The 12,927-nt window shown below is 63.9% G+C and carries 12 protein-coding genes; 5 read left to right on the top strand and 7 right to left on the bottom strand.

Annotation, left to right across the window (positions count from 1 at the left end; genetic code table 11):
* Positions 1-127 precede the first annotated feature (127 nt).
* Positions 128-1,189, top strand: coding sequence for an AI-2E family transporter (locus tag B6V76_RS11535; RefSeq protein WP_158275111.1), 1,062 nt, complete (start codon positions 128-130; stop codon positions 1,187-1,189).
* Positions 1,190-1,211: 22 nt separating this feature from the next.
* Here the strand turns inward: B6V76_RS11535 and B6V76_RS11530 are convergent, their stop codons facing one another.
* The 4 genes from B6V76_RS11530 to B6V76_RS11515 form a co-directional block, all read right to left on the bottom strand.
* Positions 1,212-2,786 (bottom strand): phospholipase D-like domain-containing protein, encoded by a 1,575-nt coding sequence (locus B6V76_RS11530; RefSeq protein WP_088720003.1) that lies wholly within the window; start codon positions 2,784-2,786, stop codon positions 1,212-1,214.
* 61 nt (positions 2,787-2,847) lie between these two features.
* Entirely contained in the window at positions 2,848-4,698 is a 1,851-nt protein-coding gene (locus B6V76_RS11525) for a sensor histidine kinase (protein ID WP_077701063.1), read from the bottom strand.
* Positions 4,695-5,300, bottom strand: coding sequence for an RNA polymerase sigma factor (locus tag B6V76_RS11520; protein WP_075776650.1), 606 nt, complete (start codon positions 5,298-5,300; stop codon positions 4,695-4,697). Before B6V76_RS11520 ends, B6V76_RS11525 begins: the two co-directional genes overlap by 4 nt.
* On the bottom strand, positions 5,297-5,443 hold the full coding sequence (locus tag B6V76_RS11515; protein WP_075776759.1) for a NepR family anti-sigma factor: 147 nt from the start codon (positions 5,441-5,443) through the stop codon (positions 5,297-5,299). Before B6V76_RS11515 ends, B6V76_RS11520 begins: the two co-directional genes overlap by 4 nt.
* Positions 5,444-5,540: 97 nt before the next feature.
* Between B6V76_RS11515 and B6V76_RS11510 the strand changes: the two genes are divergently transcribed.
* Both B6V76_RS11510 and B6V76_RS11505 read left to right on the top strand, forming a co-directional pair.
* A complete protein-coding gene (locus tag B6V76_RS11510) occupies positions 5,541-6,338 on the top strand; it encodes a response regulator (RefSeq protein ID WP_075776649.1) in 798 nt (265 codons plus the stop codon).
* 202 nt (positions 6,339-6,540) lie between these two features.
* The gene (locus B6V76_RS11505; protein WP_075776648.1) at positions 6,541-7,545 is read left to right on the top strand and encodes an SDR family oxidoreductase; all 1,005 of its coding nucleotides are present in this window, start codon (positions 6,541-6,543) and stop codon (positions 7,543-7,545) included.
* A 74-nt stretch (positions 7,546-7,619) separates the two neighbouring features.
* On the opposite strand, the gene B6V76_RS11500 is transcribed toward B6V76_RS11505, so the two are convergent.
* From B6V76_RS11500 to B6V76_RS11490, 3 genes are all read right to left on the bottom strand, one after another.
* The gene (locus tag B6V76_RS11500) at positions 7,620-9,518 is read right to left on the bottom strand and encodes a glycoside hydrolase family 15 protein (RefSeq protein ID WP_088727497.1); all 1,899 of its coding nucleotides are present in this window, start codon (positions 9,516-9,518) and stop codon (positions 7,620-7,622) included.
* Positions 9,519-9,650: 132 nt separating this feature from the next.
* Entirely contained in the window at positions 9,651-10,172 is a 522-nt protein-coding gene (locus tag B6V76_RS11495) for an HPP family protein (RefSeq protein ID WP_088725343.1), read from the bottom strand.
* 97 nt (positions 10,173-10,269) lie between these two features.
* Positions 10,270-10,974, bottom strand: coding sequence for a GntR family transcriptional regulator (locus tag B6V76_RS11490; RefSeq protein ID WP_233243069.1), 705 nt, complete (start codon positions 10,972-10,974; stop codon positions 10,270-10,272).
* A gap of 367 nt (positions 10,975-11,341) precedes the next feature.
* On the opposite strand from B6V76_RS11490, the gene ehuB reads away from it, so the two are divergent.
* Positions 11,342-12,184 carry an ectoine/hydroxyectoine ABC transporter substrate-binding protein EhuB gene (ehuB, locus tag B6V76_RS11485; protein WP_075776646.1) on the top strand — a complete coding sequence of 281 codons (843 nt, stop codon included), beginning with the start codon at positions 11,342-11,344 and terminating at the stop codon, positions 12,182-12,184.
* 76 nt (positions 12,185-12,260) lie between these two features.
* Positions 12,261-12,926 (top strand): ectoine/hydroxyectoine ABC transporter permease subunit EhuC, encoded by a 666-nt coding sequence (ehuC, locus tag B6V76_RS11480; protein WP_075776645.1) that lies wholly within the window; start codon positions 12,261-12,263, stop codon positions 12,924-12,926.
* The last annotated feature ends 1 nt before the right edge of the window (position 12,927 follow it).

Here is a 12,927-nt window from a genome sequence, read left to right as displayed (position 1 = left end):
GGTTCAGGCGTCTTTCGTCAACGTTTCGCCGGGGGCGATGTTCCTCTGCACGGCAGCACAAAAACAGGGAACCCGCTATCGTCCGACGGCGTTAGATCGCGAAACCAAGAGGGAAGTAATTCTCGAAATGCATCGCCTGGAGACCCTGTCGCGCATCGCCATGATCGTGATCGCTGTAATCGCTGTCGTGGCTGCGCTGAGCCAGGTGGAAAGCCTACTCGCGCCCGTCGTGCTCGCGCTCGTCGTGGGGATCGTGCTTTCACCGATTTCCGATGCATGGGAGAAAAGAGGTCTGTCGCCTGTCTGGGGGGCGCTTACCTCGCTCGTGATCTCGCTGATGATCGCCGTGCTGCTGGTCCTCGTGATCCAGCCGGTCGTCTCCGAACTGATGCGACAGGCGCCGAAGGTGATGGACGACATGCGCTCCACCATCATTCATATGCGCCACATGTTCCAAGGCATCCAGGACGCCTCGAAAGAGGTCAGCGACGCGATCACGCCGGCGACGGATGGCGCCAAGGATGGCGGCGGCAATGGCGACAAGAGCGCCGTGCCGGATGCCAAGGATCTCGTGATGCTGGCGCCGTCCATCATCGCACAGGCGCTGATCTATGTCGGGGCGCTGTTCTTCTTCCAGCTTTCGCGCGGCGAAATCTACAACTGGATCGCGAAGCACCTCGCGGAGCCTTCGAGCCGCGGCGCTACGGCTGCGCGGTTGCGCAAGGCGGAGACACGGGTGTCGCGCTACTTCCTCACGATCACGGTGGTGAATGGCGGTCTCGGGCTGGCGGTGGGCGTCGCGATGCAGCTGATCGGGCTCCCGAACGCGCCGCTTTGGGGGCTTGTGGCCTTCCTCATCAACTACATCCTTTATCTCGGCCCCGCGGCGCTCATCATCGCGCTAGGATTCGCAGGCGTGGCCACGTTCGACGGGGTGCGCGTGATCCTGCCGCCGCTGATCTATATCGTGCTGAACGCGACCGAAGCCCAGTTCGTGACCCCTGCCGCGATCGGGCGGCAGATGCGCCTCAATCCGCTTCTGGTGTTCCTGTCGCTGACCTTCGGGATCTGGCTCTGGGGGCCGCTGGGCGGGATCGTGGCGATCCCGCTGCTGCTTTGGGCGCTGGTGCTGACGAACAGCTTGCCCGACCCGAAATCCGAGCCGGAGCAGAAGCTCGAAGCCGACTGAACCGGCGGGTCGCGGCGACGGATCAGACCATTTCTTCCGGAATGAACGGCAGTTTGCGCGCGATCTTGCGCGCGGCCTCCACGTCATAGGGGAGCACGAAGCCCTCGCGATCCTCGGGGGCTTTCGTGGCATTCGCGCGGGCCAGCTCCGCCCAGGCAGAGACTGCGCGCGTCGGGTCGAAGAAGGCCTCTTCGGGCGCGGGCGGCAGCCAATGGCGCATCAGGCGGCGACGCATGGCCGGGATGCCGTCGTTGCGGCGCAGATAGACACCCGCCTCGCTGTCCCAATGCAGCGACCGCGCGTTGAGATTGGCCGAGGTGATCAGCGCGGCGTCCTCGTCGAAAATCGAGACCTTCGCATGGACGTAGATCAGCGGCGCGCCGCCGGTGCGCAGCGCCCCCTCATCACCGGGGTCGGCAAGGCAGGGCTCTGCCGGGCAGCCGATGAACAGGCGATTGCCGAAGGCTTCGCGGAGCGTATCCAGCGCGCGCACCTGAAGATATTCGCCATAGCGCACGTCGCTGGTCGGGCGATCGGCCAGCATCAGCGTTTCGGGCGCGGCGGGCAGGATCAGGATCAGGTTGAGATTGGGGTTCTCCCGCGCCGCCCGGGCCAGGTGGTGCGCCAGAGTGCGCGAGCGGAAGAACTGGCTCTCGAGATAGATCAGCTTCTGCGCCCGCGCGATCAGCATCTCATGCGCGTTCTCGATCTCGGTCCGATAGAACTTCGGCCCGATGCGGAAGGTCGCGAATTTGCGCCGCTGCGACAGGGTGCGCAGCAGGCGGCGCGGCGGTTTGGCGCGGTTTTCGCCGGAGCAGCTTTCGTGGAAGCTCTCGAGATGGGCCTTCGCCTCGGCGACGACGGGGCCGGTCATCATGAGCTGCACATCGTGCCATGTCATCTCGCCGTCGCGCTCGTGCACGGGGGTGTCGAAGCGCCGGTTGTCGAGATCCAGCCCGCCGATATAGAGCTTCTTGTCGTCGAACACGGCGAGCTTCTGGTGGTGTGTCGCCGGGAACAGCTTCGGCGGCGTCGCGACGAACTTGCGGCGGATTTTGCAATCCGATCCGGCCTCGAGATATTCCCGCAGACCCGGCATGTCGCGCATCGCGGTCAGCCGCTTGGCCTCGTCCATGTCGTTGAGCCACGACGTGTGCTGCCCGAGCTTGTGATAGACATAGGGCCAGAAGATCGTACGCGGCACGATGCCCGATTGTGCCGGGTGCATCAGCGCGCGCAATTTCAGCTTCGCCTTGGGACCGCCCGCCAGTTCGCGCGCGGCGCAGAACATGCGGATCGACGACCATGTCATCCGGTGAAGATCCGGCTTTGCGCAGGGATCGAAATCGGTCAGGTCGATCTGTATCCTCACGCCGCGCTTCAGCATGTGAATGATCAGGTCGAACCACGTCTTGCCGATCGCGCGCCCGCGGTCGGATTTCAGTGTGGTGTTGAGGTCGAAGACGCGGAATGAGCAATGAATGGAATGACGCGCGTCGAGAAAGGCATCCTCGAGCACGGGATAGGCCTCTGCTGCGGTCAAAAGCAGCTTTACGCGGCTCTCGGCGTGAACTCCGGCTTGTTTAAGACGTTCCATGCGGCTCGTTGGGTTGAACGGCCGCGAGGGTGACCTGTGGTCGCCGCGGCTGGTATCTCATTCAATGGCTCTCATCAGAAACTGTTTCGGGCGTCTCGGATTTCAAGCGTTCTTCGTGACGCAATTCGCTCTCGACGAGGGGGCGCAGTGCGAACGCGGCGCTGAGCATATACTCGTCTTCGTCGGTCTGGATCTCGATCGAGCCGCCCAGCTGCTGCACGAAGGCGTTCAGCAGTTGCGAACCGAGCCCGGTGCCTTCGACGGCCTCCAGCGGCGGGGCATCCCTATCGACGGTATTGCGCACGCAGAGCCGCGCCTGCATCCCTTCGAGTCTGCGCAGCGAGATGTCGAGCTGCGGTTTGCCGTCGCGGGCAGAGGCGTATTTCATCGCGTTTGTCATCGCTTCGGTCAGCAGAAGCGAGAGGGGCACAGCCTGATCGGGGGTCAGGTGGATGTCGTCGATATTGCAATCGACCGCGATATGGCGGCCCGGCCCGGTCGCGAGCCGGGTGATCTGGCGCACGATGTCGGGCAGCAGTTCCTGCGCCTGAATGTCGGTGAGGCCTGAGGTCTGGTAGAGCCCGCGGTGGATCGTGGCGAGCGAGATGACCCGCTCCTGGAGCGATTTCATAAGCCCCTTGGCTTCGGGCGTGCGCGCCTGCCGCATCTGCATGTTGATGATCGAGGCGATGAGCTGGAGGTTGTTCTTCACCCGATGGTGGACCTCGCGGAGCAGCACTTCCTTGTGGTGCACCATGTCCTCGAGCTCGGCCTCGTCATGCAGGATGGTTTCTGTCATCCGGTCATAGGCCTCGGCGAGGTCGCGGATTTCCGACGGTGCGGTCGACAGGTTGAGATTGCCCACGATCCGGCTGCCGGTGGCGAAGCTGGAGATCGCGCTCGACAGTTTGCGGACATGGCCGATCACCAGCTTCTGCATTGCGAAGTAGGCGACCAGCAGGCTCGCCATCCACATCAGGGCCGGGAACAGCACAGGCGAAATATCAGCGAAGGGACTAAGCGCCGAGGCCGCCTGTGCGGGCCAGCTGCCAAGCGCGTAGAGCTGGTTGGGCACCAGTTCGACGACGGAATAGACCCGTTCTATTCCGAGGTTGGAGTCCCCCGAGAAAGTCACCGCGCCATTGCCCGCCAGCAGTTTCAGAGAGCGGTCCACCGGCAGGTGCGACTGGGTGTTCGAAAGCCCGTCCGAGGAGGTCAGGATCGTGCCTTCGCGGTCGAAGGTCATGATCACCAGCGGCCGGTCATCGGCGAGCTTCGGTCCATCCTTGGCCAGCGAGAGCGAGGAGTGGCTCATCGAGATCGCGATGATCCCGATATGATCGCCCGCCGCGTTGTAGACCGGATGGGCCACGCCGAGCACGGAGGTACCCGACACCGGCGCATCGCGGTTGACGTAGAAGCTGGTGCGGTCCGCAGTCAGCATCTTCTCGAAGACGTCCTGGTTCTTGAAGTCGTAACTCTTGCCCGAATTCGAGCAGGTCATCTTGCCGCTGTCTGGGATGAAGGAGACGAGCGAGAACTCCGGAAAGGCCCCTGAGATCTGCCGCATCCAGTTCGAGCAGGCCTCGGCATTGCCCACGAGCGGCTGGACCGTGCTGGCGAGGACGCGCGCGGCGTCCTGCGCGTGCTGGATCACCCGCGTCTCACCGGCGACGGCGCGCATCGTCTCGCCCATGAGGGCGGCTTCGGACCGCGCCTGCGCTTCGCGCACGACCGAGGTCGATTGCAGCACGGCGATGATCAGCAGAGGGAAGAGAGCAACCGCCAACATGAAGGCGAGGCGCACGCCAAGCCCGTCGAAAAACGGAATGACGCCCCGTTTCCTGGCTCGGAACGGGGCGTGATCACTGTAGTGCTCGTCGTCTGCCGCTTTCGCGGCTTCCGAATTCATGCGGCGGCAACTCCGGATTTGCCCATCACGGCGAGGGAATTTCGATCCGTGCCGGACAGGATATCTTCACCTTCCTCGAGCCCGAGCATTTCCGCAAGCCGGGCGCGTGCGCGGTTGGCGCGGCTTTTCACCGTGCCCACGGCGACGCCCATCATGCCGGCAGCTTCTTCGTAAGAGAAGCCAGATGCGCCGACGAGGGTCAGCACCTCGCGATGTTCCGGGCTGAGCTGATCGAAGGCCTCGACGAAATCATTCATCGCGAGACGTCCGTCATGCGCAGGTTTCTCATAGAGCGATGCGGCGTGAATCCCTTCAGGGTCAGCGACCTCGCGCTTGCGCTTGCGACGGTCCGAATAGAAGGTGTTGCGCAGGATCGTGAAGAGCCATGCGCGCAAATTGGTACCGCGTTCGAACTTTTCGATATTCGACCACGCCTTGACGATCGTGTCCTGCACGAGGTCGTCGGCCGAGGCCGAGTTCCGGGTCAGCGACAGCGCGAAGGCACGCAGGGCCCCGAGGTGATCGGGCAGCTCCTCACGCGGATCGCGGGCTTCGCTGGAGGCATTGGCTTTGGACGAATTGGTGTTGGAGGGCGAAGTCATTTTCCGCCCTCCTTCGCCTTGAGTTGCGCCAGCAAATCCTTGAACCGATCCGGCACTTCTTCCTGAAGCGCCTCCTCGTAAACCTTCTTCAGGTTTTGATTGATCTGGTCCCTGATACTGGACTTAGGCTTTTCGTCTGCCATATCACTATACATCCGGTTTCGATCCCACTCATTTTGCACGGAACCGAACGCGGGGCCAGAGAGTTTGGTTCCCGAAAAAACGCAAAAGGGGGTTTTCATGTCCGAAGACATCGCCGGCACCATCGGAGCCAACCTGCCGTATTTACGGCGTTATGCCCGAGCGCTTACCGGCAGCCAGGACAGCGGCGACCGTTACGCCGCGGCTACGCTCGAGGCCATACTCGAAGATACGTCGCCTTTCGAGAACAACGATCCGAAGCTCGCATTGTTCCACGCCTTCCACCTGGTCTGGGCCTCCGCGGGGGCGCCGCTGGGGGAGCCGGACAACCGGCTTTCGGCCCGCGCGCAGGACCACATGTCGACGCTGACGCCGAACACCCGTGAGGCGCTTCTGCTGCATTCGATCGAAGGGTTCCGCATCGAGGAAATCGGCACGATCATGCAGGTCGATGCCGAAGAGGCGAAAGAACTGATCGACATCGCGATCCGCGAGATGGAAACGTCCGTCGCGGGTAAAGTGATGATCATCGAGGACGAAGCGATCATCGCAATGGATATTCGCGCCATCGTCGAGGATATGGGCCACCAGATCACCGGCATCGCCCGCACCCGCACCGAGGCTGTGGAGCTTGCCGCGACCGACAAACCGGACCTGATCCTCGCCGACATCCAGCTGGCGGACAATTCCTCGGGGATCGATGCGGTGAACGACATTCTCGCGCAGTTCGGCAACGAATTGCCCGTGGTCTTCATCACCGCCTTCCCGGAGCGCCTGCTGACCGGCGAGCGGCCCGAACCGGCCTTCCTGATCACCAAGCCCTACACCGAGAGCCAGGTGCAGTCGGCGGTCAGCCAGGCGATGTTCTTCTCCTCGACGGAGACGCTCGCGGCGTAACGGCCCGTTCAAAGCTATTTCTCGAGAAAGGCGGCCCCGGCAGACGGGGTCGCCTTTTCCTTTGCCGCATGTGCCTTTGCGCAGGCGATGCCCGCCGCAACGCACCAGAATGTGAAGTCGCGCTCCTGCAACCCGATCTCGCCCGTGCCGGTTCTTCCTCTGAGACAGACTGACGAAACCGTTCACAACGAAGGAGCCGCACATGACGAATATCGTGATTACCGGCGCATCCGCGGGCGTGGGGCGCGCCGTCGCTCGCCGCTTCGCTGCCAAGGGCAACCGCATCACCCTGATAGCCCGCAACAAGGCGCGGCTCGAGACGGCGGCGCAGGAAATTCGCGAGAAGGGCGGCGAGGCGCTCGTGCAGCCGCTCGACGTCGCAGATGCCGATGCGGTCGAGGCCGCGGCGGTCGCCGCTGAAAGTGCCTTCGGTCCGATCGACGTCTGGATCAACGTCGCGATGGTGACGGTACTCTCGCCTGTGTCGCAGATGACCCCGGAAGAGTATCGCCGCGTGACCGAAGTGACTTATCTCGGCACGGTCAACGGCACGCTCTCTGCGCTGAAGCGGTTCCGCCAGCAGGGCTGGGGCACGATCGTGCAGACTGGCTCGGCGCTCGCCTATCGTGCGGTGCCGCTGCAGTCGGCCTATTGCGCGGCGAAGGCGGCGATCGTGGGCTTCACCGACAGTCTGCGCACCGAGCTGATCCACGAGAATTCCGACGTGAAGATCACCGTCTGCCATCTGCCGGCGGTCAATACGCCGCAATTCGACTGGGCCCGCAGCAAGCTGCCGAACCGCCCGCGCCCGGTCGCGCCGGTCTTCGAGCCGGAGCTGATCGCCGACGGCATCCATCACGCGGCCTACCATCCGAAGCGGGAATACTGGCTGGGCTTCTCGGCGGTGAAGGCGATCCTGTCGGAGAAGCTCGCGCCGGAACTGGGCGATCTCTACCTCGCGCGCACGGCGGTGTCCGGGCAGCAGACGGGCGAGGCTGCCGATCCTGATCGGGCCGACAATCTCTATGACAGCGTCGACGGTGACTGGGCGGCGCGGGGGCGCTTCTCCGACGAGGCGAGCGACAGTTCCCCCGCGATGGCGCTGTCCGAGCATGGCGGCTCGCGGCTTGTCGCGGGCGGCGGCGCGGCGCTCGTCGCCGGGCTGATGCTGGGAGCGATCTTCGCGGTCTCCCGTCAGCGGGCCTGACGATCGCGACAAGGAAACGAGAAACGCGCGCCCGGGTGGCGCGCGTTTTTGTTCTTGTGTAGGTGGCAGCGAGATCAGTCCTTCACCGCGCCCCGATATGCGGTAATCGCCGCGATCATCCCGGCATGGGACAGCCCTTGCGGGAAGTTGCCAAGCTGGGCGCCGCTCTCCGGGTCGTGCTCTTCCGACATCAGTCCGAGATCGGTCGTGGCCTTCAGCATCCCCTCGATCTGGCTCCGCGCGTCATCAAGCCGCCCGGCCCTCACGAGGTAGTCGGCGGCCCAGAACCCGCAGACGTTGAAATGGCCCTCAATGCCGGGCATCCCGTCTTCCTGCGCGTCGTAGCGCCGCAGATGAACGCCCGTGCCAAGCCGCTCACGGATCGCGGTGTAGGTCGCCGCCATCTTCGGGTCGTCTGCGGGGATCACCCCGATACGCGGCATCAGCAAAACGCTTGAATCGAGCCAATCCTCGCCGATCGCACCGGTGAAAGCGCCGATCTCCTCGTTCCAGGCCTCTTCCCGGATCAGGGCTTCGATCGCGGCGCGCTCCGCCTTCCACAGCCGCGTGTCGGCATTGATCACGCCGTTCTCGGCCAGCGAGATCACCCCATCCAGCGCGCCCCAGCACATCGCCTTGGAATAAGTGTGGTGTCGGCGCGGATTGGGCATTTCCCAGATTCCGTTATCGGGCCGTGTCCATTGCGAGACCACGACATCGGCGAAATTCGCGAGCCGGATGCCCTCGCCCGGATGAAGCTCGCCGCCAGCCTCGACATAGGCGCGCGCGGCCATGATCATCGAGCCATAGGCGTCGAGTTGCAGCTGTGTCGCCGCGCCGTTACCCAGCTGCACCGGGGCCGAGCGGCGATAACCCTCGAGCGTCTGCAAGCTCGAGATCGAGACGTTGCTGTCGCCCCGCACCGTGTAGAGCGTCCCAAGTTCCGGCGCCGTTTCGCGTGTTGCCGCCATCAGCCAGCGGAAGAAGGCGTCGGCCTCGTCGGTGAGGCCCTGATCGAGAAAGGCGTGCAGCACGAAATAGGCGTCGCGCAGCCAGCAATAGCGGTAGTCGTAATTGCGGATGCCGCCGATCACTTCCGGCAGCCCCATCGTCGGCGAGGCGATCACCGCGCCGGTGGGGGCGTGGATCAGAAGCTGCAGCGCCAGTAGCGAGCGTTTGAGCGCTCCGGAAAAAGGCCCGTCGCCGAAATCCGTCTTGGACTGCCGCTTGCGCCAAGCCTCACGAGTTGAGGCGAGCGCCTCTTGCGCCGCCTGCATTCCGCCGACATGGCCGTGCCCGCCTTGCGTGACGGTGAGGGTAACATAGCCGCGTTCCCCGGTGGCGAGGGTACCGCGCCCGTTCAACCGGCCGGAGCCTTCGATCTCCAGTTCTATCGAGCTGTCGATCAGGATGATGTCGCCGTCTTGGGTAAACTGCCAGCTGCCCGGGCCGCGCCGGATGAACTCGGGTGTGCTCAGCGCGTAGTTGCAGCGCGGGGCGATGCAGATTTCGACGTCTGCCGCGCCTTCGGGGGCCTCGAAAAGACGCACGACCGAGCGCCCGAAGCTCGCCGCTTCTTCGAGCGAGTCCGGCAGGTTCATGAAGTCGGTGACCTTGAGGCCGCCCGCCTCGGACGCGTGGGTGGTGGTCAGGATCGGGCCGTAATCTTCATAGACGCGTCGGGCGGTCGTCTGACGATCTGGATCCGGCACCGGACCGACATAGAAGGTCCCGCCGCGAAACTGGTCGAGCAGCCGCCCGAAGAGCGGGTCGCCGTCGAAATCCGGCCCGCAGAACCAGTCGATCGCGCCGTCCCGGGCCACCAGCGCCGCCGTGCGCGTATCCCCGATCACCGCGTAATCGGCAATCGGGAGATAGCCGCGCCGGCCCTCCAGAAAGCGCAGCGGCGGGCTGTTCGGATCGGGCTGGGTCTTCGAGGATGTGCCGGAATCGGGATCGGTGCGTTCGGTCATGCAATGCCTGTCCTTTGACGGTTTTCCGGGCGTCGCCCCGGAGATATATCGCGCCCCTCTCAGGGATCGAACGGACGCGCCGCCCCCCAGTTCCTTGAAAAAACCGTGTGCGTGCGTGTGCTCTCGCGCCGCTCAGATCCAGTAGCGGGGCCATTTCTCGGTGTTGCGCGCATTGTTCACGAGGTAGGCCAGAAGCACGAGGATCACGGCGCCCGTCAGCACCGGCGTCAGAAGAAAGCTCCAGCCGAGCGTGTGGCCCTTGAGAAGGATGACCAGCGGATCGGCCCCTGCGGGTGCGTGGACTGTGCGGGTCAGTTGCATCGCGACGATGGCGATCGTCACCACGGCTGCCAGACCGATCGCCCCGTGCGGATCGGCAAGGTGCTGCGCCGCAAGCCCGATGGCGCTTGCGAGAACATGCCCGCCGATGACGTTGCGCGGTTGGGCGAGCGCCGTGTCGGGCGTCGCGAAGAGCAGCACACAGGTCGCGCCGAAGGGCGCCATCAGCAGGTCGACCCCGGCGTGACGGGTGAGCCCGGCAAGGATGGCGATGCCGAGGAAGCTACCCGCCGTCGTGGCCAGAACTTGCCGAAGGCCCGGAAGCTCCGGCAGGCGATGGGGCGCGCGATGGCGTTCGAGCAATCGTTTCAGCATTGACGGTCCTGTCGGGCTGGCCTTCAGAACCCGAACCCCGGACCGTCTGCCCGGTTTCCTTCGCCCGCGTCACGTCGCAGTGAAAGGGCGCGATCCGTCAGGACGCTTTGACCAATGCCGGCATCCGCGCGAAGCTCATCGAGATGTGGCCGCGCCTCATATGGCCGAGCGCGTCGAGATCGCCGAGCCGCAGCGCGCGGAGCATGTCGCGCAGCTCGTTGTTGTAGATCTCGATCTCCTGCATCAGGTCGATCTGCGAAGCCGTGACCTGCTGTAGCCAGATCCGCGCCGTGCGGAAATACAGCGCCGCCGACATCGTCCGGAGCGGTGCATTCGCGGTCAGCTCCAACAAGGCGAGGAAGGTATCGCGGTCGAGCTCCGAAAAGGCCCGGGCGGTGGGTGCATCGACCAGTTCGCGGCCGCGCTCCTGAAAGGTGACGAAACGCGCGATCAGCGCGGCGCTGGGCGGCACCGGATCGAGGCTCGTCTGCAGCACGGCGAGTTCGCGCCGCAGCCGGAAGACCTGCCCAAGCTCGGTGTAGTCAACATCGGTGACGAAGGTGCCGACCCCATGCATGGAGCGCAGCATCCCCTCGTCCTCGAGCCGCGCCAGCACGCGACGCAGCGGAGTCCGCGAGATGCCGAATTCTGACGCGAGCGCGGTCTCCGACAAGCGCATTCCCGGCGGGTAATCGAGCAGGCAGATGCGGCTGCGAATTTCGTCGTGAATGAGATCGTAGCGGTCGCGGGCGCGGAGCCGCTCCGGATCGGTTTGCCGGGGGATCATGGAGATGTCGTCCATAGAGTTCTGTCGTCTGTTCGCGCAAAGCCATGATCGGCGGCGGAGGCGCGCAGGTCAATCCGCTTGGCCGCGTCCTCCCCCATGGAGCGTTTCAGCCGCAGATATTGCGGAGAGCCGGGCGGCGCAATCGGCAGGAAACGACGGCCTTCGGCGGAACCGGCGCACACACATGCGCGTTCAATGCTCAAAGCTCCGGCATTGGTGCACAACATATGCGTTTAGCTCTTTATCGGCCTACGACATCTGCTTTTTGCCCCAGTATAATCAATGCGATCTGCTTGACACTCCGGAGAAACTCATAGGTGTTGTGTACATCAATCGCGGGAGGCTTGGGCTTCCCGTCAACAAGAACCAACGGGAGAGACGCATGAAATCGATCTTGAAATCTGTCGCCGCCGCCGGCATCGGCATCGCGCTGAGCGCAAGCGCCGCACTCGCTGGCCCCCTGATGGACCGTATCAATTCGGGCGAGCCGATCCGCATCGGCTTCGCGAACGAAGTTCCGTGGGCCTACCCGGGCGAAAACAACAAGCCGCTGGGCTTCGTGAACGCCTATGTTCTGGGTGTGCTCCACGAGATGGGCTATGACAACATCACCCCCGTCGTGACCGATTGGGGCGGGTTGATCCCGGGCCTCAACGCGAACCGCTTCGACATGGTCACCGGCGGTCTCTACATCCTCAACTCGCGCTGCCAGAACGTTGCCTTCTCCGAGCCGATGGCGAAAGTTGGCGATGCGTTCATCGTGCCCAAGGGCAACCCGAAGAACCTGAACAACTACGAACAGATCGCCAAGGCTGGCGCGACCTTCGTGACGGGCGCGGGCTATAACCAGGTGGAGTCCGCCAAGAAGGGCGGTATCCCGGATAGCAACGTGATGACCGTGCCGGGCCCGACCGAAATCCTCGCCGCCGTGAAAGCGGGCCGCGCGGATGCAGGTGGCGTGACCTACTTCACCGCGCAGAACCTTGCCGATCAATCGGACGGCGCGGTCGAGGTGTCGGACGTGAGCCAGCTGCCTGAATGGACCCAGAACTGGGTCGGCATCGGCTTCCGCAAAGCGGATCAGGACTTCGTCGACAAGTTCAACGAAGCCCAGAAGAAGTATCTCGGTTCGGACGCGATGATGAAAGCGGTCGGCGAGTACGGCTACTCGAAAGGCAACCTGCCGGGCGACAAGACCTCGGCTGAAGTCTGCAAGATGCGCTAAGCGCAAATGCTGAAGACATGGACGGGCCTGTGCATGGCCCGTCCATTTTGACATTCACCGCCGGGGCGGGACGGGAATGAGCTACATAGAATTCTTGAAAGAGTACGGGCCGCGCTTCTGGGACGGCACGCTCGTAACGGCGGGGCAGTTCTTCCTGGCCTCCGCTCTGGCGATCGTCATCGCGCTCGTCGCAGGGCTGATGAAGCTCTCGCGCAACGGGCTGATCCGGGGCATCGCCGTCGTTTATATCGAAATTTTTCGCGGCACCTCGCTGCTGGTCCAGCTCTACTGGATCTTCTTCGTGCTGCCGCTGTTCGGGCTGACGCTGCCGAAATTCACCGCGGGCTTCGTCGCGGTGGGGATGAACCTCGGGGCATACGGCGCCGAGCTGGTGCGCGGCGGCATCCAATCCGTACCGAAAGGGCAATGGGAGGCGGCCTATGCGCTGTCGATGAGCCCGATGAAGCGGATGTGGCGGATCATCCTGCCGCAGGCGTTCGTCAACATGCTGCCGCCGTGGGGCAACCTGCTGATCGAGCTGCTGAAAAACACCGCGCTGGTCGCGCTGATCTCCGTGTCGGACCTGATGTTCGAGGCGAAGCAGATCAATGGCTCGACCTTCCTCTCGGCGCAGACCTTCGGGACGGCACTGATCGTGTACTACATCTTCGCGCGCTTCATCGTGACGCCGTTCATGCGCTGGCTCGAGCTGGTCATGCGGCGCAAGCTGGGGAGGGCCTGAT

It is taken from the genome of Thioclava sp. IC9 (assembly GCF_002213225.1).
GTDB classification, from domain to species: Bacteria; Pseudomonadota; Alphaproteobacteria; order Rhodobacterales; family Rhodobacteraceae; genus Thioclava; species Thioclava nitratireducens.
Note: the sequence above shows the minus strand (reverse complement) of the source record. Positions and strands in the feature narration are given on the sequence as shown.